Annotated in this window: 17 protein-coding genes and 3 rRNA genes; 4 read left to right on the top strand and 16 right to left on the bottom strand. The window is 67.8% G+C overall.

Translation table 11 applies throughout. From position 1 onward, the window contains the following. Nucleotides 1–114: 114 nt before the first annotated feature. Genes hemB through CGL27_RS26950 form a run of 5 tightly spaced genes read right to left on the bottom strand, consistent with a single transcriptional unit; the run spans nt 115 to nt 6,029 of the window. Nucleotides 115–1,119 (bottom strand): porphobilinogen synthase, encoded by a 1,005-nt coding sequence (hemB, locus tag CGL27_RS26970; protein WP_078642811.1) that lies wholly within the window; start codon nt 1,117–1,119, stop codon nt 115–117. Further along, complete coding sequence (locus CGL27_RS26965) at nt 1,116–2,780, bottom strand: uroporphyrinogen-III synthase (protein ID WP_119990565.1); 1,665 nt, start codon at nt 2,778–2,780, stop codon at nt 1,116–1,118. The genes hemB and CGL27_RS26965 overlap by 4 nt, the downstream gene beginning before the upstream one ends. After that, the gene (gene hemC, locus CGL27_RS26960; RefSeq protein ID WP_119990563.1) at nt 2,777–3,766 is read right to left on the bottom strand and encodes a hydroxymethylbilane synthase; all 990 of its coding nucleotides are present in this window, start codon (nt 3,764–3,766) and stop codon (nt 2,777–2,779) included. The genes CGL27_RS26965 and hemC overlap by 4 nt, the downstream gene beginning before the upstream one ends. Next, nucleotides 3,763–5,232, bottom strand: coding sequence for a glutamyl-tRNA reductase (locus CGL27_RS26955; protein WP_119990561.1), 1,470 nt, complete (start codon nt 5,230–5,232; stop codon nt 3,763–3,765). Before CGL27_RS26955 ends, hemC begins: the two co-directional genes overlap by 4 nt. Further along, nucleotides 5,229–6,029 carry a redox-sensing transcriptional repressor Rex gene (locus CGL27_RS26950; protein ID WP_078642807.1) on the bottom strand — a complete coding sequence of 267 codons (801 nt, stop codon included), beginning with the start codon at nt 6,027–6,029 and terminating at the stop codon, nt 5,229–5,231. The genes CGL27_RS26955 and CGL27_RS26950 overlap by 4 nt, the downstream gene beginning before the upstream one ends. Before the next feature lie 351 nt (nt 6,030–6,380). Between CGL27_RS26950 and CGL27_RS26945 the strand changes: the two genes are divergently transcribed. From CGL27_RS26945 to CGL27_RS26930, 4 genes are all read left to right on the top strand, one after another. Continuing rightward, nucleotides 6,381–6,659, top strand: coding sequence for a glutaredoxin family protein (locus CGL27_RS26945; protein WP_078642806.1), 279 nt, complete (start codon nt 6,381–6,383; stop codon nt 6,657–6,659). A 142-nt stretch (nt 6,660–6,801) separates the two neighbouring features. Further along, complete coding sequence (locus tag CGL27_RS26940; RefSeq protein WP_078642805.1) at nt 6,802–7,725, top strand: HAD-IB family hydrolase; 924 nt, start codon at nt 6,802–6,804, stop codon at nt 7,723–7,725. A 495-nt stretch (nt 7,726–8,220) separates the two neighbouring features. Then, nucleotides 8,221–9,027 (top strand): ECF subfamily RNA polymerase sigma factor, BldN family, encoded by an 807-nt coding sequence (locus tag CGL27_RS26935; RefSeq protein ID WP_078642804.1) that lies wholly within the window; start codon nt 8,221–8,223, stop codon nt 9,025–9,027. Nucleotides 9,028–9,231: 204 nt separating this feature from the next. After that, nucleotides 9,232–10,470: a DUF5667 domain-containing protein gene (locus CGL27_RS26930; protein ID WP_078642803.1), complete on the top strand. Its 1,239-nt coding sequence runs from the start codon at nt 9,232–9,234 to the stop codon at nt 10,468–10,470. A gap of 256 nt (nt 10,471–10,726) precedes the next feature. Here the strand turns inward: CGL27_RS26930 and CGL27_RS26925 are convergent, their stop codons facing one another. The 11 genes from CGL27_RS26925 to CGL27_RS26875 all read right to left on the bottom strand — a co-directional run bounded on the left by CGL27_RS26925 (nt 10,727) and on the right by CGL27_RS26875 (nt 22,832). Next, nucleotides 10,727–11,773 (bottom strand): lysophospholipid acyltransferase family protein, encoded by a 1,047-nt coding sequence (locus tag CGL27_RS26925; protein ID WP_119990559.1) that lies wholly within the window; start codon nt 11,771–11,773, stop codon nt 10,727–10,729. 14 nt (nt 11,774–11,787) lie between these two features. Continuing rightward, the gene (locus tag CGL27_RS26920) at nt 11,788–12,831 is read right to left on the bottom strand and encodes an NAD-dependent epimerase/dehydratase family protein (protein ID WP_078642801.1); all 1,044 of its coding nucleotides are present in this window, start codon (nt 12,829–12,831) and stop codon (nt 11,788–11,790) included. Nucleotides 12,832–13,041: 210 nt separating this feature from the next. Further along, a complete protein-coding gene (locus tag CGL27_RS26915) occupies nt 13,042–13,140 on the bottom strand; it encodes an AURKAIP1/COX24 domain-containing protein (RefSeq protein WP_003948845.1) in 99 nt (32 codons plus the stop codon). Between the two features lie 128 nt (nt 13,141–13,268). Next, entirely contained in the window at nt 13,269–13,478 is a 210-nt protein-coding gene (locus tag CGL27_RS26910; RefSeq protein ID WP_135341538.1) for a helix-turn-helix domain-containing protein, read from the bottom strand. A gap of 131 nt (nt 13,479–13,609) precedes the next feature. Beyond that, complete coding sequence (locus CGL27_RS26905) at nt 13,610–14,425, bottom strand: phosphatase (protein WP_119990555.1); 816 nt, start codon at nt 14,423–14,425, stop codon at nt 13,610–13,612. 137 nt (nt 14,426–14,562) lie between these two features. Continuing rightward, complete coding sequence (locus CGL27_RS26900; RefSeq protein WP_078642799.1) at nt 14,563–15,735, bottom strand: acetoin utilization protein AcuC; 1,173 nt, start codon at nt 15,733–15,735, stop codon at nt 14,563–14,565. Then, nucleotides 15,704–16,930, bottom strand: a complete 1,227-nt coding sequence (locus tag CGL27_RS26895) for an MFS transporter (protein ID WP_119990553.1) — start codon at nt 16,928–16,930, stop codon at nt 15,704–15,706. Before CGL27_RS26895 ends, CGL27_RS26900 begins: the two co-directional genes overlap by 32 nt. Before the next feature lie 24 nt (nt 16,931–16,954). After that, nucleotides 16,955–17,611 (bottom strand): HAD family hydrolase, encoded by a 657-nt coding sequence (locus CGL27_RS26890; protein ID WP_078642797.1) that lies wholly within the window; start codon nt 17,609–17,611, stop codon nt 16,955–16,957. 76 nt (nt 17,612–17,687) lie between these two features. Then, a 5S ribosomal RNA gene (gene rrf / locus CGL27_RS26885) occupies nt 17,688–17,804 on the bottom strand. Nucleotides 17,805–17,899: 95 nt separating this feature from the next. After that, a 23S ribosomal RNA gene (locus tag CGL27_RS26880) occupies nt 17,900–21,020 on the bottom strand. A gap of 285 nt (nt 21,021–21,305) precedes the next feature. After that, nucleotides 21,306–22,832, bottom strand: a 16S ribosomal RNA gene (locus CGL27_RS26875). The 16S, 23S and 5S rRNA genes sit together here, the layout of an rRNA operon. Between the last annotated feature and the right edge of the window lie 730 nt (nt 22,833–23,562).

The following is a 23,562-nucleotide window of genomic DNA, read 5'->3' as shown; positions in this document are numbered from 1 at the left end:
GATCTCCTCCTGGACCTCCCGAACGGACCGGCTGCCGGGGCGCCCTCGGGTTCCGACACGCGGCCGGGCCGGACACGCCCGGTGCGCATCCGGCCCGTACAGAGCTCAGGGGGACTACTCCCCGCGGTTCAGCCGCTGGGCGACCTCGACCGCCCAGTACGTGAGGATCATCCCCGCGCCCGCGCGCCGTACCGAGGTCAGCGTCTCCATGATCGCGCGGTCGCGGTCGATCCAGCCGTTGGCCGCCGCGGCCTCGACCATCGCGTACTCACCGGAGATCTGGTACGCGGCCACCGGCACGTCCACGGCGTCGGCGATCTGCCGCAGGATGTCCAGGTAGGGCAGGGCAGGCTTCACCATGACCATGTCCGCGCCCTCGGCCAGGTCCAGCTCCAGCTCGCGCATCGACTCCCGGGCGTTGGGCGGGTCCTGCTGGTACGTCTTGCGGTCGCCCTTCAGCGCGGAGCCCACCGCCTCGCGGAACGGACCGTAGAAGGCGGAGGCGTACTTCGCGGTGTAGGCGAGGATCGAGATGTCCTGGTGCCCGGCGCCGTCCAGCGCCTCGCGGATCACCCCGACCTGCCCGTCCATCATGCCGCTGGCGCCCACCGTGTGGACGCCCGCGTCGGCCTGGACGCGCGCCATCTCCGCGTACCGCTCCAGCGTGGCGTCGTTGTCGACCCGGCCCTCGGCGTCCAGGACCCCGCAGTGGCCGTGGTCGGTGTGCTCGTCCAGGCAGAGATCGGACATGATCACGAGGTCGTCACCGACCTCGGCGCGCACATCGCGGATGGCCGCCTGGAGGATCCCGTCCGGGTCGGTGCCGGGCGTGCCGACGGCGTCCTTCTTGGACTCCTCCGGCACCCCGAAGAGCATGATCCCGCCGAGGCCCGCGGCGACCGCGTCGGCCGCCGCCTTCCGCAGGGAGTCCCGGGTGTGCTGCAGGACGCCCGGCATCGACTGCAGCGGCACCGGCTCGGTCACGTCCTCGCGGACGAACGCGGGCAGGATCAGCTCGGCCGGATGCAGCCGGGTCTCCGCGACCATGCGGCGCATGGCCGGATTCACCCGCAGCCGGCGCGGTCGCGCACCGGGGAAGCTGCCGTACGTGGTGCTCAAGAGCGTGCCCTCCTCCGTGATCCCGGCCGTCGCTCGCTCGGGCGGGTGACCGGCTCCCCGGCCTCGATCGCGGCTTGCCGCCGCGCCGCCCCGAAGTCCGCGAGCGCCTCGGCCAGCTTGAGCACCGAGGGCTCGGGCGACAGCACGTCCACCCGCAGCCCGTGCTCCTCCGCGGTCTTCGCGGTGGCCGGGCCGATACAGGCGATGACAGTGACATTGTGCGGCTTGCCCGCGATGCCGACGAGGTTCCGCACGGTGGACGACGAGGTGAAGAGCACCGCGTCGAACCCGCCGCCCTTGATGGCCTCACGGGTCTCGGCCGGCGGCGGCGAGGCGCGTACGGTGCGGTACGCGGTCACGTCGTCGACCTCCCAGCCCAGCTCGATCAGCCCGGCGACCAGGGTCTCGGTGGCGATGTCGGCCCGCGGCAGGAAGACGCGGTCGATCGGGTCGAAGACCGGGTCGTACGGCGGCCAGTCCTCCAGCAGCCCGGCCGCGGACTGCTCACCGCTGGGCACCAGATCCGGCTTCACCCCGAAGTCGATCAGCGACTTCGCGGTCTGCTCGCCCACCGCCGCGACCTTGATCCCGGCGAACGCGCGGGCGTCGAGCCCGTACTCCTCGAACTTCTCCCGCACCGCCTTGACCGCGTTGACCGAGGTGAAGGCGATCCACTCATAGCGCCCGGTGACCAGGCCCTTGACCGCGCGCTCCATCTGCTGCGGGGTACGCGGCGGCTCCACGGCGATCGTCGGCACCTCGCTGGGCACCGCGCCGTAGCTGCGTAGCTGGTCCGAGAGCGAGGCGGCCTGCTCCTTGGTGCGCGGCACCAGGACCTTCCAGCCGAACAGCGGCTTGGACTCGAACCAGGAGAGCTGGTCACGCCGGCCGGCCGCGCTCTGCTCGCCGACCACGGCTATCACCGGCTGCGCGCCCTGCGGCGACGGCAGCACCTTGGCCGCCTTCAGCACCTGGGCGATGGTCCCCAGCGTCGCGGTCCAGGTCCGCTGGCGGGTGGTGGTGCCGCCGACGGTGACGGTGAGCGGGGTGTCCGGCTTGCGGCCCGCGGCCACCAGCTCACCCGCGGCGGCGGCCACCGTCTCCAGGGTCGCGGAGACCACGGCGGTCGCGTCGGACGAGCCGACCTCGCTCCAGCAGCGCTCATCGGCGGCCAGGGCGTCCACGAAACGCACATCCGCGCTGTGGGCGTCCCGCAGCGGCACCCCCGCGTAGGCGGGAACGCCTACCGCGGCGGCCACACCCGGCACCACCTCGAAGAGGATGCCCTCGGCGGCGCAGGCGACCATCTCCTCGGCGGCGTATCCGTCGAGGCCGGGGTCGCCCGCGACCGCGCGGACGACCCGCTTGCCGCCGCGCGCGGCCGTCATGACAAGATTGGCGGTGTCCCGGAGTACCGGGACGGTGGCGGTGGCTGACGACCCATCAGCGTTCGCCTGCCGCGGCGCGCCCTGAGCGTCCGCGGCCACGCCCGGCCTGACGTGCTTGCGCACCACGTCGAGCACTTGCGGGTCGGCGATCAGCACGTCCGCGGTGGCCAGAGCCTCCACGGCGCGCAAGGTCAGCAGGCCCGGATCTCCGGGGCCCGCACCGAGGAAGGTGACGTGTCCGCAGCCGGGGTGATTCGGGACGGTGGGGTTCAAAGTGCTCGCTCCCCCATAAGACCGGCCGCACCCTTGGCGAGCATCTCGGTGGCGAGTTCGCGACCGAGGTCCCCGGCCTCACTGGGCGACGCGGGTACGGGACCGGTGGTGGACAGCTGCACCAGCGTCGTGCCGTCGAGGGAGCCGACGACGCCGCGCAGGCGCATTTCGGTGACAACCTGACCGTCGGCCAGCAGGTCGGCCAGCGCCCCCACGGGTGCGCTGCAGCCGGCCTCCAGGGCGGCGAGCAGGGATCGCTCGGCGGTCACGGCGACCCGCGTATACGGGTCGTCGATCTCGGCGAGCCGGGCAGTGAGCGCCACGTTGGACGCGGCACACTCCACTGCCAGGGCCCCCTGGCCGGGGGCGGGCAAAACATGGCCGACATCGAGCAGCTCGGTCGCCTCGCCGATCCGCCCCAGACGGATCAGGCCGGCGGCGGCGAGCACCACGGCGTCCAGCCGTCCCGACCGGACGTAGCCGATGCGGGTGTCGACATTGCCGCGTATCGGCACGGTCTCGATGTCGAGGCCGAAGGAGCGGGCCCACGCGTTGAGCTGGGCCGCGCGGCGCGGGGATCCGGTGCCTATCCGGGACCCCGGGGGAAGCTGGGCGAAGGTGAGTCCGTCCCGGGCGATCAGCGCGTCACGCGGGTCCTCGCGGCGCGGTATCGCGGCCAGCGTCAGCCCCTCGGGCTCCGCGGTGGGAAGGTCCTTCAGCGAGTGCACGGCCAGGTCGATCTCACCGCTCAGCAGCGCCTCGCGCAGCGCCGAGACGAAGACGCCGGTGCCACCGATCTGCGCGAGGTGCTCGCGCGAGGTGTCGCCGTACGTGGTGATCTCGACCAGTTCGACGGGGCGCCCGGTGGCCTCGCGCACCAGGTCCGCGACGAGGCCGGACTGGGCCATGGCGAGCGCGCTGCGGCGGGTGCCCAGACGCAGCGGCGCAGCGCCGCCGGAGGCGGCGGGTGAGGGGGTGGCGTTCATGACCGGCCTCCCTTCGGGTCGTTCGGTTCGGCCGCGCGGGCCGAGCCGTCGGCGCGGCTGACGGCGGCGACCGCCTGCGGATCGAGGTCGAAGAGCTCGCGCAGCGCGTCGGCGTAACCGGCGCCACCCGGAGTGCTCGCGAGCTGCTTGACCCGCACGGTGGGCGCGTGCAGCAGCTTGTCGACGACCCTGCGCACGGTCTGCGTGATCTCGGACCGCTGCTTGTCGTCCAGATCCGGAAGGCGCCCGTCGAGCCGGGCGATCTCACTGGCGACGACGTCCGCCGCCATGGTACGCAGCGCGACCACTGTCGGCGTGATGTGCGCGGCGCGCTGGGCCGCCCCGAAGGCGGCCACCTCGGCGGAGACGATGGTCCGCACCTTGTCCACGTCGGCGGCCATCGCCCCGGCGGACGAGCCCGGCGCCCCGGACGGCTCGGCGGCCGCCTCGGCGAGGGACTCGATGTCGACCAGGTGCAGCCCCTCGATCCGGTGCGCCGCCGCGTCTATGTCGCGCGGCATCGCCAGATCGAGCAGCGAGACATCCGTCCCCGCGCGGTGGGCCCCGGGCGGGCAGGCCGCGCGCTGGGCGAGCGCGGTGCGCAGCTCCGCGGCGGTCAGCACCAGGCCGGTCGCGCCCGTACAGGAGACGACGATGTCGGCGTGCGGCAGCTCGGCGGAGACCCGGTCCCGCGGCACGGCGCGGGCCACCAGCGGCTCGCGCAACGTTTCATCACCCTCGGCGGGGATCGCGGCCGGAGTGGCCGCGTGCTGCTGGACCAGGGATTCGGCGAGGCGCAGCGCCCGCTCCAACGTCCTGTTGGCGATCACCAGTTCTGCCACACCGGCGCGGGCGAGCGTCGCCGCGGCCAGCGAGGACATCGAACCGGCGCCGATCACCAGGGCCCGCCTGCCCCGGGCCCACTCCGCCACCGGCGCGCCCTGGGCGAGCTGCTCCAGGCCGAAGGTGACCAGCGACTGGCCCGCCCGGTCGATACCGGTCTCGCTGTGGGCCCGCTTGCCGACCCGCAGCGCCTGCTGGAAGAGATCGTTCAGCAGCCGCCCGGCGGTGTGCAGCTCCTGCCCCAGCGCGAGCGCGTCCTTGATCTGGCCGAGGATCTGGCCCTCGCCGACGACCATCGAGTCCAGCCCGCAGGCCACCGAGAAGAGGTGGTGGACGGCCCGGTCCTCGTAGTGGACGTAGAGATACGGGGTGAGCTCGTCCAGTCCGACGCCGGTGTGCTGGGCGAGCAGCGTGGACAGCTCGGCGACCCCGGCGTGGAACTTGTCCACGTCGGCGTAGAGCTCGATGCGGTTGCAGGTGGCCAGCACCGCGGCCTCGGTGGCGGGCTCGGCGGCGAGGGTGTCCTGCACCAGCTTCGCCTGCTCGTCCCCCACCAGGGCGGCGCGCTCCAGCACGCTCACGGGCGCGCTGCGGTGGCTCAGTCCGACGACGAGAAGACTCATGCCGGCATCACGGCGGGCACGTCCCCGTCGGGTCCTTGCCGGCCACTGTCGGCGCCGGGGCCGCCGGAGGGCGCGCGATGCGCCACGGGTGGCGGTGGAACGGCTCCCGCGGCCTCCTCGGGCGCGGCGACCTCCTCGCCCGCCTTGCGCTGCTCGTGGAAGGCGAGGATCTGCAGCTCGATGGAGAGATCCACCTTGCGCACATCCACCCCGTCCGGAACGGTCAGCACGGTGGGCGCGAAGTTGAGGATCGAGGTGATCCCGGCGGCGACGAGCCGGTCGCAGACCTGCTGGGCCGCGCCCGCCGGGGTGGCGATGACGCCGATCGAGACGCCGTTGTCCGTGATGATCTTCTCGAGCTCGTCGGTGTGCTGCACCGGGATGCCCGCGACCGGCTTCCCGGCCATGGCGGGGTCGGCGTCGATCAGCGCGGCGACCCGGAAGCCACGGGAGGCGAAGCCGCCGTAGTTGGCGAGCGCGGCGCCGAGATTACCGATACCGACGATCACAACCGGCCAGTCCTGGGTGAGCCCGAGTTCCCGCGAGATCTGGTAGACGAGGTACTCCACGTCGTAGCCGACACCGCGGGTGCCGTACGAACCGAGATAGGAGAAGTCCTTGCGCAGCTTGGCCGAATTGACGCCGGCCGCGGTGGCCAGCTCCTCCGAGGACACTGTGGGCACCGAGCGCTCGGAGAGAGCGGTCAGCGCACGCAGATACAGCGGTAGCCGGGCGACGGTGGCCTCGGGGATCCCTCGGCTGCGGGTCGCCGGTCGGTGAGTTCGGCCAGTTGCCACGGTGCTCCTGCGGGTAGAGCGAGGCTGTGGGCGGCCGGGTGTTTCATGACCGCCCCATCGACAGCAGGCTATGTCTTTGTGAACGCGTGCACAAAGATGGTGTCCGCTTTGTCCGAGCAAAGTGACCGGTGTCACGCGCCTTTTCGCGCCAGCCGCGGAACCACCACCTGCTTCACACCGTTCCCGGCAGACACGCTCGTACCGCTGGGCCGCCGACCGGAGCACAGGCCCTCACTCCTCACCTTTTTACCCCCGGACAGCAACAAAACGCCCACGATCGTAATCGACCGAGAGCCCACTTCCGAACTCGTGGGAGCGGGCCCGCTCGCGCCGGCGGGCACAATGAACCGCATGAGTCCGTTGCTGCGCCGCACCCCGCGGAAGAAGCCCGCCGAGCGCACGGTCACGCTGATCGGCAAGCCCGACTGCCACCTGTGCGAGGACGCCGAGGCCGTGATCAAAGAGGTCTGCGGGGAACTGGGCACCCCCTGGGAGAAGAAGGACATCACCCAGGACGAGGAGCTGTACCGCGCCTACTGGGAGCAGATCCCGGTGGTGCTCATCGACGGCGAACAGCACGACTTCTGGCGGGTGAACCCCAAGCGGCTGCGCACCGCGCTCGGCGGCTGATCCCGCCCCCGCGAGGCGGCTGGCTCCCGCCCCCGCGAGGCGGCTGATCCCACCCCCTGCGCGGCCTCCCTTTCGCGTAACCTGAATCGGCCCGACACCCGGGCGTAACGGGATGCGCCGGAGCCCTGGCTATGCTCGCTCCATGGCCGCACTGGGATGGTTCACCCGACGTCGACGACCCGCCACCGAGCGGAGTGTCCTCGCGGGAGAGGCATCGGCCGAGGCAGCGCGCAAGTCGTCGGCCGAGACCCCCGCACCGCAGCCCCCCGCCGAACCGGAATTCCCCGTCGTCGGCGACGAGCGGGCCGCCGCCTTCTTCGACCTGGACAACACGGTCATGCAGGGCGCCGCGATCTTCCACTTCGGCCGCGGCCTCTACAAGCGGCACTTCTTCCGCAAGCGCGAACTCGCCCGCTTCGCGTGGCAGCAGACCTGGTTCCGGGTGGCCGGCGTCGAGGACCCGGCGCATATGGAGGACGTGCGCAGCAGCGCCCTGTCCATCGTCAAGGGCCACCGGGTCTCCGAGCTGATGTCGATCGGCGAGGAGATCTACGACGAGTACATGGCCGACCGCATCTGGCCCGGCACCCGCGCCCTCGCCCAGGCCCATCTGGACGCCGGGCAGCGGGTCTGGCTGGTGACCGCCGCGCCGGTCGAGACCGCGACGATCATCGCCCGGCGGCTCGGCCTGACCGGGGCACTGGGCACGGTGGCCGAGTCGGTGGGCGGCGTCTACACCGGCCGGCTGGTCGGCGAACCGCTGCACGGCCCGGCCAAGGCCGAGGCCGTAAGGGCGCTGGCGACGGCCGAGGGGCTCGACCTCTCCCGCTGCGCGGCCTACAGCGACTCCGCGAACGACATCCCGATGCTGTCGATCGTGGGCCATCCGTACGCGGTGAACCCGGACACCCGGCTGCGCAAGCACGCCCGTGAGAACAGTTGGCGGCTGCGCGACTACCGCACCGGCCGCAAGGCGGCCAAGATCGGCATTCCGGCGGCGGCCGGGGTGGGCGCGGTGGCGGGCGGCACGGCGGCCGCCGTGGCCCTGCACCGCCGGCGCCGCTGACCGCAGGCGGACGAGGACCCGCTCCACCCCTCTGACCTCCCGCTGAGCCCTTTCCGGCACCCTTCCCTCGGACCGCGTTGACCGCTCGCGCACGACCGTGACCGAGGACGGTCAAGGCTGACCATCGATCGCGCTCCGTGACAATGCGCCCATCGATACGCAGCGTCACCAACCGAACGCGCCCGTCCTGTTTCGGTCATTCCGCGCGGCTTACCCCACAGCGCTCCCGCCAGTCCCCTTACCGCCGCTTTGTCACAACACGCTACGCAATCGCACAATCCACGAACGATTCCGATCAATTAGTGGTGCCTGTTCGATACTTGATGGGTCATCAATGCATAACAGAGCGAACGGAAACGATGATTTGAACAACTGGGTGTAGTGCTGCCTGTACGAAGCGTTATTCTCCTTAGACGCAAACCGGTACCCACACGTCCCTACGGCGGGTGACGGTCCCGTACTGCTCGTGATGGAAGCTCTGCCTCTGGGAGTCTCGTGTACCCACACGTCGGGGTTGACGCCTCGGGCCTGGCTACGCTGCGCGCAACGGTCCTTGACTGTCTGCGCGGCTTCGTCCCCACCGCGTATGCCGTCCCCGGCCTCGCCGCCCCCCTGCCCGCCAGCCCAGCCGTCGGCACGGTCAATCGCCCCGGCCAGGCCGGTTCGTGCTACGCACTGGCGGACGGCGGCGCCGCGGTCAGCAGACGCTCCCGCGGCTCCACCCCCACCGCCCGGCGCCCCGGCGCCGACAGCGACAGCCGTCGCATGATGGACCTCGTCGAGCGCGCCCAGTCCGGAGAGGCCGAGGCGTTCGGCAGGCTCTACGACCAGTACGCCGACACGGTCTACCGCTATATCTATTACCGCGTGGGCGGCAAGGCCACGGCCGAGGACCTCACCAGCGAGACGTTCCTGCGCGCCCTGCGCCGCATCGGCACCTTCACCTGGCAGGGCCGCGACTTCGGCGCCTGGCTGGTGACCATCGCGCGCAACCTCGTCGCCGACCACTTCAAGTCCAGCCGCTTCCGGCTGGAGGTCACCACCGGCGAGATGCTGGACGCCAACGAGGTCGAGCGCAGCCCCGAGGACTCCGTCCTCGAATCGCTGTCCAACGCGGCCCTCCTGCAGGCGGTGCGAAAACTCAACCCGCAGCAGCAGGAGTGCGTGACGCTCCGCTTCCTCCAGGGCCTCTCGGTCGCCGAGACCGCCCGGGTCATGGGGAAGAACGAGGGCGCGATCAAAACCCTTCAGTACCGGGCCGTGCGCACTCTGGCCCGGCTTCTTCCGGACGACGCCCGCTGACCACCCGTAGCCGTCCGGCCACGGACCGTCCGCCTTTGGGCAGGGCGTAACCCGGGTGCTGCGCCGCTCGTTGTGGGAGATGCAGGCGCCTCGTGTTCGTACCCTGCCCGTAGTCCACTCACTCGATCGGGTGGACGCGCGCATGGCACGGAACCCTCGGGTGTCCTGGGGAGTCGACCGTCACGACGAGAGGAGGTGCCGCCTGTGATCGCGAACGTATCGGCACACCGGCGGGCGAACGCCTTCGCCAAGGCCCTGGAGGCCCTGGAGGCCCTGGAGAGCAACCACCAGGCCGCCCAGGACAAGACGCCGCAGCAACAGCCAGGTTCCCCATCGGCGGAGAGCGCCGAGCGGAGACGGCTGCTGGCCCTGGCGAGCGGGCTGGGCGAGCTGCCGGCACCGACATTGGACCCGGAGGTCCGCGTCACCCAGCGGGCGCAGTTGCTCGCCGCCATGGAGGCGGCCTTCGCCGAGGGCGCGCCACGCGTACCCGAGCAGCGCCGCCGCACCGGCGGCGCCCACCGCGCCAAACCCCCGGCGGCAAGACTGCGCCCCCGTTCCCGCTGGTCCAAGGGGCTTGCGGCCGGGGGGCTCACCGTCGGCGTCGCGGCAGGCGCCTTCGGCGGCGTCGCCGCGGCCAGCTCGGACGCGCTGCCGGGCGACACCCTCTACGGGTTCAAGCGCGGCATGGAGGACCTCAAGCTGGAGATGGCGGACGGCGACGCCGACCGGGGCCGGATCTATCTGGACCAGGCGTCGACGCGGATGAGCGAGGCGCGCCGCCTGATGGAGCGCACCCGCACCGGCAATCTGGACCATGACTCGCTGGGTGAGGTCCGCCGGGCCCTGGCCGGTATGCGCCATGACGCCTCCGAGGGCCACCGGCTGCTGCACCAGGTCTACGAGCGCGACGGCTCGCTCGGCCCGATCCAGCAACTGTCCACCTTCTCCCAGGCCCATCGCGGCGGCTGGAGCCGACTGCGCGATCAGCTGCCGGTCCAGCTCATGGACGTCGGCGACGAGGTGAGCTCGGTCTTCGACGCCATAGACCAAGAGGTCGGCCCGCTGCGGGCGTTGCTGCCCACGAAGAAGGAGCAGCAAGGCCAGTCCGGCCAGACCGGCCGCGCGCCCGAACGCGCCGACGGGGTGACCCCGGGCGACCGTCCGGCGTCCACCTCGGCCACCCCGAGCGGCAGCCGCACCGGCGAGACCGCCACCCACCCGCACCCGTCGTCCTCGGCAAGCGCCCACGACCAGAGCGGCGGCCTGGTGGGCGGGGCCGGGGACCTGCTGGACCCGCCGCTCGGCGGCGCGAGCCCCAGCCCGTCCACGGGCAAGGGCGACCCGGGTGGCAAGACGTCGTCCCAGCCGGACATCACCATCCCCCCGCTGCTGCCGGACCTCCTGCCGGGCCTGAGCATCGACGGCGACGACACGAGGTGACCACGTCCTGAAGGGCGGGTGGTGCGCGATACCGCCCACCACCCGCCCTCAGACCACGCCACGCCTCAAAAAGCACCGCCCGCCGGGCGGGCCTTCAGAAGAACACCGACCTCCGCTGCACCAGCAGCTTGGCCCCTCTCCCGGCCGCCCTCGTATGGCTCGGCCCTGGGGGCCTCCCCAGCTTCGGCCGACTGCGCCGGACTCCGTCCGTCGGGCCGCGTGGCCACGCCGCATCACGCCCCCGCAGGGGCAAGCCTCAGAAGAACACCGACCGCCTCTGCACCAGCAGCTTGTAGAGCGTGTGCTGGATCGTTTCTCGTACCTGGTCGGTCAGATTGAACATCAGCATCGGGTCGTCCGCCGCCTCCGGCGGATGCCCGTCGGTGGGGATGGGCTCGCCGAACTGGATCGTCCACTTCGTCGGCAGCGGCACCGCGCCCAGCGGCCCCAGCAGCGGGAAGGTGGGCGTGACCGGGAAGTACGGCAGGCCGAGCAGCCGGGCCAGGGTCTTCGCGTTCCCCACCATCGGATAGATTTCCTCCGCGCCCACGATCGAGCACGGCACGATCGGCGCCCCCGCGCGCAGCGCCGTCGAGACGAAGCCGCCCCGCCCGAAGCGCTGCAGCTTGTACCGCTCCGAGAACGGCTTGCCGATCCCCTTGAAGCCCTCCGGCATCACCCCGACCACCTCGCCGCGCTCCAGCAGCAGCTGGGCGTCCTCGGAGCAGGCGAGGGTGTGACCCGCCTTGCGCGCCAGCTCGTTGACGACCGGCAGCACGAAGACGAGATCGGCCGCGAGCAGCCGCAGATGGCGCTGGGCCGGGTGGTTGTCGTGCACCGCGACCTGGAGCATCAGCCCGTCCAGCGGCAGCACCCCGGAGTGATTGGCGACGACGAGCGCACCGCCGCTGTCGGGGATGTTCTCGATCCCCTTCACCTCGACCCGGAAGTACTTCTCGTACAGCGGGCGGAGCAGGGACATCAGGACCTGCTCGGTCAGATCGTGGTCGTAGCCGAAGTCGTCGACCTCGTAGTCCCCGGTGATCCGGCGGCGCAGAAAGCTCAGCCCGTGGGCCAGCTTGCGCTCCCAGTCGCCACTGCCCGGAGCCTGCTTGGGCGGGCCGGGCGGCAGGGGCGGCACGGCCGCGGCCGCCGTCTGGGGGCGCTGTTCGAGCGCCTCGTCGCGCTGCTGCGGTACGGGCTTGAGCGAGCCCTGGGAGCGGCCGCCGCGCCCCAGCCGAGGGACCTTCCTCCGGGAAGACCGGGGCTCCTCACCAAACGGAATGACCTTGGCGTCCGCCATGGTGGTTGCACTCCTCACGTCTGGGCGCCCGCGGGCAGCAGCGCGGCGAGCCGATCGATGGTACGGGCGAGGGTCTCGGGCGGGAGCAGCCCGGGGCCGCGGCTGTGCGCATAGTCCGCGAGGGCACCGGCGGTGGTGTGCTCGGGTTCGAATCCCAGGGTCTCGCGCATCTGGCTGGTGGCCACGACCCGGCCGTGGGTGAGCAGCCGGACCTGCTCGGGCGAGAAGTCGGTGATGCCGAGGGACCGCAGTGCGGTGCGGGCCCATCGCAGCGTGGGCAGCAGCAGCGGCAGGGTCGGGCGGCCGAGCCGCCGGGCGGCCTGGGAGAGCAGCAGCACCCCGTCTCCGGCGATATTGAACGTGCCGCTGTTGAGCGTTGACCGGCGCGGTTCGGAGGCCCCGATCCGCAGCACCTCGATGGCGTCCTTCTCATGGACGAACTGCAGCCGCGGGTCGTAGCCGATGACGGTGGGCAGCACGGGCAGCGCGAAGTACTCGGCGAGCGGTGAGTCCGCGCAGGGCCCCAGGATGTTGGCGAAGCGCAGCACGCACACCGCGACATCGGGGCGGCGCCGGGCGAAACCGCGGACATATCCCTCGACCTCGACGGTGTCCTTGGCGAAGCCGCCGCTCGGCAGGGATTTGGGCGGGGTGGTCTCGCTGAAGACGGCGGGGTCGCGGGGCGCGGAGCCGTACACATTGGTGCTGGACTTCACCACCAGCCGCTGCACCGACGGGGCCTTCTGGCAGGCGCCGAGCAGCTGCATGGTGCCGATGACATTGGTCTCCTTGATCGAGGCGCGATTGCCGCGCGCCCCCAGCGGAGTCCCGTTGATATCCATGTGGACGACCGTGTGGACGCCGTATTCGGCGAGCAGTTTCCCGATCGTGGGGTGACGGATATCGGCCCGGACGAAGTCGGCGCCGCCGAGGTGGTGTTCGGGCGGCACGGCGTCCACGCCGATCACTCGCTCCACATCGGGTTCGCGCTGTATGCGCCGGACGAAACGGCCTCCCAGCCGGCGAGCGACCCCGGTGACGAGCACGACCTTTCCCAAGATCAGCGCCTTCCTTCCCACCCTCGTCCGAGCTGGGCTGTGCGGAACACCGTAACCGCTCGATGTTGCGCTGTGATGACCACTCGCCGCGTGCTGCGCGTTTTAAGCCGGGGCCGGAGGGACCGCCGTGGCTCAGACCCGTGCCACATACGCACCGCAGCCCTTCCACCGGTGGTGGAAGGGCTGCGGGACGAACACAGCGTCGCTTGCCTACTTCTTGTTGCGACGCTGGACGCGCGTGCGCTTGAGCAGCTTGCGGTGCTTCTTCTTCGCCATCCGCTTGCGCCGCTTCTTGATAACAGAGCCCACGACTACCCTCGCTCACTTCGATTCACTCGGTGCGGGGCGTCCGAGCCCACACGACCTACATCGGGCCAGCCTACCCGGCGCCGAGCGAACCACGTAATCCGAGGGTCCTCCCCGGGCCCGGAAAGGGCCTAGGCGGACTCCACCCCCACATACGATTCGCGGAGGTATTCATGAACCGCTTGCTCTGGGACCCGGAAAGACCTGCCCACCCGGATCGCCGGCAGATGACCGCTGTGCACCAAGCGGTACACGGTCATCTTGGACACTCGCATCACCGCGGCGACTTCCGCCACGGTCAGAAACTGAACCTCGTTCAGAGGCCGTTCGCCAGCAGCCATGACACAACACCTGAACCTTCCGCACATGTCGGGCACCGGCTTCCCCTCCGGTGACTCCTGGTCGCATGCGCGCTCCACCCCAGGTTAGGGGCGGGTGATGCAAGTGGGGAAGAGGAGTAGCGATCGGACGCCTACTGTGACAGACACGCTCGATTGAGTACATAGCGAGTAAGCGGCCGGTAGTAACCAGACCGCACAGCGTCATCAAGCGGAACGGCGACGGACACCCGTCCCTCGGCCTCCCCGACGAACAGCGCGGGGTCGTCCGTATCCCCGAGCCCGATGGCCTCAAAGCCCAGCTGACCTGCACCACAGACCCATCCGTGGTCCCCGATGACCAGTCCCGGCAGCGGGCCGCCGGACTCCGCGGCAGAGCCGAGCGCGACCCGAACCGGGAGCGGCGAGTGGGTGTGGGCGCCCGGCTCACTCACGGACGGGCGAGCGCCGGGCGCCTGCACCATCGCAATACCTCGTACGTAGGCGAGCCGGTGGGTACGTACGCCGAACCGCGTCGTTATGTCGATACATCTACCGTGCGCGGGAGTGAGGACACGGCAGCCCGCCGCCGAGAGCGCCGACGCCAACGCGGCGTAGAACCCGAGGAGGCGGTGGGGATGGCCGGTGCCGAGGAGCACCGGGAGCCGGTCCTGGGCGGCGGCGCGCAGCCGGTCCGCGAAGGCATGCAGCGCGGCGATCGTCAGCTCTGGATCGATCACATCCGGCCCCGAAACGTTGGCCGGGTCGACCGAAACCCCGCATTTGGCGCCCATCAGGCTGAGCAATTCCGTAAAGGACCAGTCGCATTCGGGCTCCAGACCGAGCAGCACCCGAGGGTCCCGGGCGGCGAAGAGCCGATAGCGGCGCAGGCTCTCCTCCCGGCTCGTCGCCACGGGTCCGGCGAGCCGCGCCGCCAGCAGATGCGCGCGCAGCGCGGCAGTACTCAACACATCACCGATGCTGACGGACGCGGCCCGCCGGCCGCCCGGTTATGCCGGCAGACCCCACGGTTGGCGTAACGCCCGTTTTGGTCAGAGCCTCGTCCGGGCGTTCCCGATCGGCGTGGAGAGGCTTTTCGCGGGGCGATTCACGGAAGCAGCCCGTGGTGCGGGAAGACCGCCCGGCGCGTCGCCAGGATCGCCTGGTCCAGCCGGTCCGCCGGGTCGTACCCGGACTCGGCGAACTCCCGCCAGCTCGGCTCCCGCCCGTCCGTCATCCGCCGCGGCGCGTCCATCCGGGTCCGCCGGTACACCTCCTGCCGCCACTCCTCCGGCACCGGCGTGGCGGGCTCGACCGGCCGCCCCGCCGCGATCGCGACCAGATGCGTCCAGGACCGCGGCACCACGTCCACCACCGCATAGCCGCCGCCCCCGAGCGCGACCCAGCGCCCGTCCGCGTGCTCATGCGCCAGCCGGTGACAGCTCTCCGCGACCGCCCGCTGTGCGTCGACCGTCACCGCCAAGTGGGCCAGCGGGTCCTCGACATGGGTGTCCGCGCCATGCTGGGTCACCAGCACCTGCGGACGGAACGCCGCCAGCAGCTCCGGCACGACCGCGTGAAAGGCCCGCAGCCATCCCTCGTCCGAGGTCCCGGCCGGCAGCGCCACATTGACCGCCGAGCCCTCGGCGCCCTCCCCGCCCGCCTCCTCCGGCCAGCCGGTCTGCGGGAACAGGGTCCGGGGGTGCTCGTGCAGCGAGATCGTCAGTACCCGAGGATCGTCCCAGAAGGCCGCCTGGACCCCGTCCCCGTGATGGACATCCACATCCACATACGCGACCCGCTCCGCGCCCAGCTCCAGCAGCCGCGCGACCGCCAGCGCCGCGTCGTTGTAGATGCAGAACCCGGACGCGCCCCGGGGCATCGCATGGTGCAGCCCGCCCGCGAAGTTCACCGCGTGCAGCGCCTCGCCGCGCCATACGTCCTCGGCGGCGCCGACCGACTGCCCGGCGATCAGCGCGGACGCCTCGTGCATCCCCGCGAAGGCCGGATCGTCGATCGTCCCCAGGCCGTACGAACCGTCCGCCGATTCCGGGGCGGCCGAGGCCCGCCGTACCGCCTCGATGTACTCCTGCCCGTGGACCAGGCGCAGCGTCGACTCCCCGGCCGGCTTGGCGGCCACCACTTGGACCGCCCGGTCCAGCCCGTACGCCTGCACCAACCGCATGGTCAGCGCGAGCCGCACCGGGTCCATCGGGTGCCCGGCGCCGAAGTCGTATCCGGTTACTTCCTCATCCCACATCAACTGTGCGCGGCCGCTCATGCCCGTCACCGTATCCGGCTGGTACAGGGGTGAACGACCTCGCGTACCGGATCGTCACCAGCACGAGCGCCATCGGCACCAGCATCGCCGCCCGATAGTTCCACGCACCGCCCAGCGCGCCGACGAGCGGTGAGCCGATGAGGAAGCCCACGTAGTTGAAGATATTGAGGCGGGCTACGGCGGCATCGGACGCCCCGGGGAAGAGCCGCCCCGCGGCCGCGAAGGTCTGCGGCACCAGCACGCACAGCCCCAGCCCCAGCAGCGTGAACCCGCCCATCCCCACCCATGGGCTGGGCGCCGCCGCGACCACCGCGAAACCGGCGCCCGCGAGCAGGGCACCTGCCCGGACCACGGCGACCGCGCCGAAGCGCCGCACCCCGAAGTCGCCGAAGGAGCGGCCGAGGAGCGTGGTGACCATATAGACGTTGTACGGGACCGTGGCCAGCTGCTCGGAGCTGTGCAGCACGTCCTCCAGATACTTGGCACTCCAGTTGGAGACGGTGGAGTCCCCGATATAGGCGAAGGCCATGACGAGACAGAGCGGCAGCAGCGCCCGCATGCTCACGGCGGCGCCGTGGTCCTCAGCTTGGTGGGCGGCCAGGTGGTCGGCTTGGCAGTCGGCTTGGCGGTCCACGTACCAGCGGCTGGCGATCAGTGCGACGGGCACCAGGGTGGCCACCAGCGGCGCGTAGAGCGTGGGCAGTGGCAGGTCCCAGTGCGCGCCCACCCAGGCCAGCGAGGCCCCGGCGATCCCGCCCAGGCTGTACGCGCCATGGAAGCCGAGCATGATGCTGCGGCCGTACGCGCGCTGCAGGCTCACCCCGAGCATGTTCATCGACGCGTCGAGCGCCCCGACGGTCAGTCCGAACACCGCGAGGGCCGCCGCGAGCTGCCACACCGTCGTACCCGATCCGGCGGCCAGCAGGGCGACGGAGACGATGGGCTGCACCACGCGGAGGACGAGGCCCGGACGAATCCGCTTGACGAGATGCTCGGTGCCGACGCTGCCCACGCCGGCGAGGATCGGCACGGCGGCCAGGAAGAGGGGCAGCAGCCCATCGGATATCCCGTACCGATCCTGCAGCGCGGGTATGCGCGTCACCAGCAGAGCGAAGATCGCGCCCTGGACGAAGAAACTGATGGCCAATGAGGCCCGGCCCTGCCGAAGTCGGCGGCTCGGACGCGAATCCGTCATGGCCGTGGAGCGTACGGCCCCGGACTACTTGTGGGTAGAGGTGAGCAACCCTCGCAGTTCGGCCATGTGGACGAAACGGTCCCGGGCCGCGGCGAGCTTGGCGGCGGGTGTCATGGCCGTGTAGCCGTACACATCCATCCCGGCGGCCACGGCGGCCTGGACCCCGAGCGGACTGTCCTCGACGACGGCACAGCGCTCGGGCGCCACCCCCATGCGCTCGGCAGCGTGCAGGAACAGATCCGGGGCGGGCTTGCCGCGGCCCACGTCCTCGGAGCTGAAGATGTGGTCCTCGCCGAAGAGGTCGTACAGCCCGGTCGTACGGAGGGCGACGCGGATGCGCTCATGGCTTCCGGAGGAGGCGACGCAGTACGGGACCCCGTCGGCCCGCAACTTCTCCAGCACCTCGGACACCCCGGCCACCGGCCGCAGCTCCTGGCGGAAGGCGTCGAAGACCCGGCCGTGGAAGGTGGCGTCGAAATCCGACGGCAGCCGCCGGCCCGAACGCTCGAGGACCAGCTCGTGGATGCGATGCATGGCGGAGCCCATGTAGTCGCGTATGGAGTCCTCGTAGCTGGTGGGGTGCCCCAACTCCGTGAGGTAGGCGGCGAGAATCCGATTGGAGATGGACTCGCTGTCGACGAGCACTCCGTCGTTGTCGAAGATGACCAGGTCATAGCGCATGAAGCCAGCCTACAAACTGAAATGAGAAAAGCCCGGTTGAGAGTCAAAGCTCCCAACCGGGCTTTTCTTAAAGATTGTTCGGCGGTGTCCTACTCTCCCACAGGGTCCCCCCTGCAGTACCATCGGCGCTGAAAGGCTTAGCTTCCGGGTTCGAAATGTAACCGGGCGTTTCCCTAACGCTATGACCACCGAAACACTATGAAACTGAACCGGAACCACACCCCAAACAAGAAGGGGGGTTCAATACGGTTCATTGCTTCAGAACCAACACAGTGGACGCGAGCACCTGAGGACAAGCCCTCGGCCTATTAGTACCAGTCAACTCCACCAGTTACCCGGCTTCCATATCTGGCCTATCAACCCAGTCGTCTACTGGGAGCCTTAACCCATCAAGTGGGTGGGAGTCCTCATCTCGAAGCAGGCTTCCCGCTTAGATGCTTTCAGCGGTTATCCCTCCCGAACGTAGCCAACCAGCCATGCCCTTGGCAGGACAACTGGCACACCAGAGGTTCGTCCGTCCCGGTCCTCTCGTACTAGGGACAGCCCTTCTCAAGACTCCTACGCGCACAGCGGATAGGGACCGAACTGTCTCACGACGTTCTAAACCCAGCTCGCGTACCGCTTTAATGGGCGAACAGCCCAACCCTTGGGACCGACTCCAGCCCCAGGATGCGACGAGCCGACATCGAGGTGCCAAACCATCCCGTCGATATGGACTCTTGGGGAAGATCAGCCTGTTATCCCCGGGGTACCTTTTATCCGTTGAGCGACGGCGCTTCCACAAGCCACCGCCGGATCACTAGTCCCGACTTTCGTCCCTGCTCGACCCGTCGGTCTCACAGTCAAGCTCCCTTGTGCACTTACACTCAACACCTGATTGCCAACCAGGCTGAGGGAACCTTTGGGCGCCTCCGTTACCCTTTAGGAGGCAACCGCCCCAGTTAAACTACCCACCAGACACTGTCCCTGATCCGGATCACGGACCCAGGTTAGACATCCAGCACGACCAGAGTGGTATTTCAACAATGACTCCACCACAACTGGCGTTGCGGCTTCACAGTCTCCCACCTATCCTACACAAGCCGAACCGAACACCAATATCAAGCTATAGTAAAGGTCCCGGGGTCTTTCCGTCCTGCTGCGCGAAACGAGCATCTTTACTCGTAGTGCAATTTCACCGGGCCTATGGTTGAGACAGTCGAGAAGTCGTTACGCCATTCGTGCAGGTCGGAACTTACCCGACAAGGAATTTCGCTACCTTAGGATGGTTATAGTTACCACCGCCGTTTACTGGCGCTTAAGTTCTCAGCTTCGCCACACCGAAATGTGACTAACCGGTCCCCTTAACGTTCCAGCACCGGGCAGGCGTCAGTCCGTATACATCGCCTTACGGCTTCGCACGGACCTGTGTTTTTAGTAAACAGTCGCTTCTCGCTGGTCTCTGCGGCCACCACCAGCTCAAGGAGAAAATCCCATCACCAGCAATGGCCCCCCTTCTCCCGAAGTTACGGGGGCATTTTGCCGAGTTCCTTAACCATAGTTCACCCGAACGCCTCGGTATTCTCTACCTGACCACCTGAGTCGGTTTAGGGTACGGGCCGCCATGAAACTCGCTAGAGGCTTTTCTCGACAGCATAGGATCATCCACTTCACCACAATCGGCTCGGCATCAGGTCTCACCCCTAAAGAGGAACGGATTTACCTACTCCTCGGGCTACACCCTTACCCCGGGACAACCACCGCCCGGGCTGGACTACCTTCCTGCGTCACCCCATCACTCACCTACTACAGGTCTGGACCGTCGGCTCCACCACTCCCCTCAACTCCGAAGAGATCAGGGCGGCTTCACGGACTTAGCATCGCCTGGTTCGACGTTGGCGCTTCAAAGCGGGTACCGGAATATCAACCGGTTGTCCATCGACTACGCCTGTCGGCCTCGCCTTAGGTCCCGACTTACCCTGGGCAGATCAGCTTGACCCAGGAACCCTTAGTCAATCGGCGCACACGTTTCCCACGTGTGTATCGCTACTCATGCCTGCATTCTCACTCGTGAACCATCCACAACTCGCTTACACGGCTGCTTCACCCGGCACACGACGCTCCCCTACCCATCACAGCGATCGTTAGACCACATGCTGCAATGACACGACTTCGGCGGTACGCTTGAGCCCCGCTACATTGTCGGCGCGGAATCACTTGACCAGTGAGCTATTACGCACTCTTTCAAGGATGGCTGCTTCTAAGCCAACCTCCTGGTTGTCTCTGCGACTCCACATCCTTTCCCACTTAGCGTACGCTTAGGGGCCTTAGTCGATGCTCTGGGCTGTTTCCCTCTCGACCATGGAGCTTATCCCCCACAGTCTCACTGCCGCGCTCTCACTTACCGGCATTCGGAGTTTGGCTAAGGTCAGTAACCCGGTAGGGCCCATCGCCTATCCAGTGCTCTACCTCCGGCAAGAAACACACGACGCTGCACCTAAATGCATTTCGGGGAGAACCAGCTATCACGGAGTTTGATTGGCCTTTCACCCCTAACCACAGGTCATCCCCCAGGTTTTCAACCCTGGTGGGTTCGGTCCTCCACGAAGTCTTACCTCCGCTTCAACCTGCCCATGGCTAGATCACTCCGCTTCGGGTCTTGAGCGCGCTACTAAACCGCCCTATTCGGACTCGCTTTCGCTACGGCTTCCCCACACGGGTTAACCTCGCAACACACCGCAAACTCGCAGGCTCATTCTTCAAAAGGCACGCAGTCACGACCGTGCTCCGAAGAACACGGCGACGCTCCCACGGCTTGTAGGCACACGGTTTCAGGTACTATTTCACTCCGCTCCCGCGGTACTTTTCACCATTCCCTCACGGTACTATCCGCTATCGGTCACCAGGGAATATTTAGGCTTAGCGGGTGGTCCCGCCAGATTCACACAGGATTTCTCGGGCCCCGTGCTACTTGGGAAATACTCAAGCAAGTTGCTGACGTTTCAGCTACGGGGGTCTTACCCTCTACGCCGGGCCTTTCGCATGCCCTTCGCCTACATCAACAATTTCTGACTCACCGACCGGCCGGCAGACCGATCAAAAGCACTCCCACAACCCCGTATGCGCAACCCCTGCCGGGTATCACACACATACGGTTTAGCCTCATCCAGTTTCGCTCGCCACTACTCCCGGAATCACGGTTGTTTTCTCTTCCTGCGGGTACTGAGATGTTTCACTTCCCCGCGTTCCCTCCACATACCCTATGTGTTCAGGTATGGGTGACAGCCCATGACGACTGCCGGGTTTCCCCATTCGGACACCCCCGGATCAAAGCTCGGTTGACAGCTCCCCGGGGCCTATCGCGGCCTCCCACGTCCTTCATCGGTTCCTGGTGCCAAGGCATCCACCGTGCGCCCTTAAAAACTTGGCCACAGATGCTCGCGTCCACTGTGCAGTTCTCAAACAACGACCCGTACCCCGTCACCCACACCTCACGATGCGGTTCACCGGGACCGGCCGAAGGAACAGGCAACTTTCCAGCCCGTACCCTCAGACACCCAACAGCGTGCCCGGCATCATTTTTCTGCTCACTCTGTGTTCCACGCCGAAGCAGTACTAACAGAGAAGAGCATCCAGACGATGCCGAATAGTCAACGTTCCACCCATGAGCAAACCGTGCGAGACATGCGCTCGCAGTCGGCTATGTGCTCCTTAGAAAGGAGGTGATCCAGCCGCACCTTCCGGTACGGCTACCTTGTTACGACTTCGTCCCAATCGCCAGTCCCACCTTCGACGGCTCCCCCCACAAGGGTTGGGCCACCGGCTTCGGGTGTTACCGACTTTCGTGACGTGACGGGCGGTGTGTACAAGGCCCGGGAACGTATTCACCGCAGCAATGCTGATCTGCGATTACTAGCGACTCCGACTTCATGGGGTCGAGTTGCAGACCCCAATCCGAACTGAGACCGGCTTTTTGAGATTCGCTCCACCTCACGGCTTCGCAGCTCATTGTACCGGCCATTGTAGCACGTGTGCAGCCCAAGACATAAGGGGCATGATGACTTGACGTCGTCCCCACCTTCCTCCGAGTTGACCCCGGCAGTCTCCTGTGAGTCCCCATCACCCCGAAAGGCATGCTGGCAACACAGAACAAGGGTTGCGCTCGTTGCGGGACTTAACCCAACATCTCACGACACGAGCTGACGACAGCCATGCACCACCTGTACACCGACCACAAGGGGGCCCCTGTCTCCAGAGGTTTCCGGTGTATGTCAAGCCTTGGTAAGGTTCTTCGCGTTGCGTCGAATTAAGCCACATGCTCCGCCGCTTGTGCGGGCCCCCGTCAATTCCTTTGAGTTTTAGCCTTGCGGCCGTACTCCCCAGGCGGGGAACTTAATGCGTTAGCTGCGGCGCGGACAACGTGGAATGTCGCCCACACCTAGTTCCCAACGTTTACGGCGTGGACTACCAGGGTATCTAATCCTGTTCGCTCCCCACGCTTTCGCTCCTCAGCGTCAGTGTCGGCCCAGAGATCCGCCTTCGCCACCGGTGTTCCTCCTGATATCTGCGCATTTCACCGCTACACCAGGAATTCCGATCTCCCCTACCGAACTCTAGCCTGCCCGTATCGAATGCAGACCCGGAGTTAAGCTCCGGGCTTTCACATCCGACGCGACAAGCCGCCTACGAGCTCTTTACGCCCAATAATTCCGGACAACGCTTGCGCCCTACGTATTACCGCGGCTGCTGGCACGTAGTTAGCCGGCGCTTCTTCTGCAGGTACCGTCACTCTCGCTTCTTCCCTGCTGAAAGAGGTTTACAACCCGAAGGCCGTCATCCCTCACGCGGCGTCGCTGCATCAGGCTTTCGCCCATTGTGCAATATTCCCCACTGCTGCCTCCCGTAGGAGTCTGGGCCGTGTCTCAGTCCCAGTGTGGCCGGTCGCCCTCTCAGGCCGGCTACCCGTCGTCGCCTTGGTAGGCCATCACCCCACCAACAAGCTGATAGGCCGCGGGCTCATCCTGCACCGCCGGAGCTTTCCACACGCATCCCATGCGGGAGCGTGTCATATCCGGTATTAGACCCCGTTTCCAGGGCTTGTCCCAGAGTGCAGGGCAGATTGCCCACGTGTTACTCACCCGTTCGCCACTAATCCCCGGCCGAAACCGGTTCATCGTTCGACTTGCATGTGTTAAGCACGCCGCCAGCGTTCGTCCTGAGCCAGGATCAAACTCTCCGTGAATGCTTCCGGGATATCCCGGTCACACAGTCACGAGAGCGGAGCAGACCGGAGGAATAATCCAGTCCGCTCACAGCGTCCTCGCTGTGTATTTTTCCAAAGGAACCTCGTCCGAGATGGACGGGGTATCAACATATCTGGCGTTGACTTTTGGCACGCTGTTGAGTTCTCAAGGAACGGACGCTTCCTTTGAAACCGTTTCACCGGTCTCTCCGGGCGCTTCCCTTCGGTGTTTCCAACCTTACCAGATCCGTTTTCCGTTCCGTTTCCGGTCCGAATTCCGTTTCCGGCCCCCTGTTGGAGCGGGGTCTTTCGCGCCTTCCGGCGTGTCCACTACTTTAGCGGATTCCCCCGGAAGCTCATAATCGAGCTTCCCGATCCGAATTCCGGCATGCCGAAATCCATCCCGATGAGGGACCGTGCAGAAGTGGTTTGCCGCCGGTGCGGCTCGAGTGGCTGCCGCGTTTCCCCGCAGGGCTCCGTGGCAACTCGGTGAACAGTACACGACGCCCCGAGGACCATCAAACTCATGGCCGGACGCCCCGTCAGGGCGTACCGTCCAGGGCATGACGAGCGCATGTGTACACCCACGGTGGTGGGCCGCCTGACGGCGGCCGCCTCTATCAACACATGCGCAACCACGGCCGCCGCTCCGGCGGCCGTTCGCGTATCTCCCTCCCCGCGAAGCCCGGCCGGCCGGGTCGGCGGTCCCGACACAGCGGGAGATGGCAGA

It is taken from the genome of Streptomyces sp. 11-1-2 (genome assembly GCF_003595545.1).
Taxonomy (GTDB): Bacteria; Actinomycetota; Actinomycetes; order Streptomycetales; family Streptomycetaceae; genus Streptomyces; species Streptomyces hygroscopicus_B.
This window is presented reverse-complemented; position numbering and strand designations above follow the sequence as displayed.

Bases quoted from the DNA above. Each gene is read 5' to 3' on its own strand.
- hemC (WP_119990563.1), bottom strand. From the start codon at position 3,766: ATGAACGCCACCCCCTCACCCGCCGCCTCCGGCGGCGCTGCGCCGCTG.
- CGL27_RS26955 (WP_119990561.1), bottom strand. From the start codon at position 5,232: ATGAGTCTTCTCGTCGTCGGACTGAGCCACCGCAGCGCGCCCGTGAGC.
- CGL27_RS26945 (WP_078642806.1), top strand. From the start codon at position 6,381: ATGAGTCCGTTGCTGCGCCGCACCCCGCGGAAGAAGCCCGCCGAGCGC.
- CGL27_RS26940 (WP_078642805.1), top strand. From the start codon at position 6,802: ATGGCCGCACTGGGATGGTTCACCCGACGTCGACGACCCGCCACCGAG.
- CGL27_RS26925 (WP_119990559.1), bottom strand. From the start codon at position 11,773: ATGGCGGACGCCAAGGTCATTCCGTTTGGTGAGGAGCCCCGGTCTTCC.
- CGL27_RS26910 (WP_135341538.1), bottom strand. From the start codon at position 13,478: ATGGCTGCTGGCGAACGGCCTCTGAACGAGGTTCAGTTTCTGACCGTG.
- CGL27_RS26900 (WP_078642799.1), bottom strand. From the start codon at position 15,735: ATGAGCGGCCGCGCACAGTTGATGTGGGATGAGGAAGTAACCGGATAC.
- CGL27_RS26895 (WP_119990553.1), bottom strand. From the start codon at position 16,930: ATGACGGATTCGCGTCCGAGCCGCCGACTTCGGCAGGGCCGGGCCTCA.
- CGL27_RS26890 (WP_078642797.1), bottom strand. From the start codon at position 17,611: ATGCGCTATGACCTGGTCATCTTCGACAACGACGGAGTGCTCGTCGAC.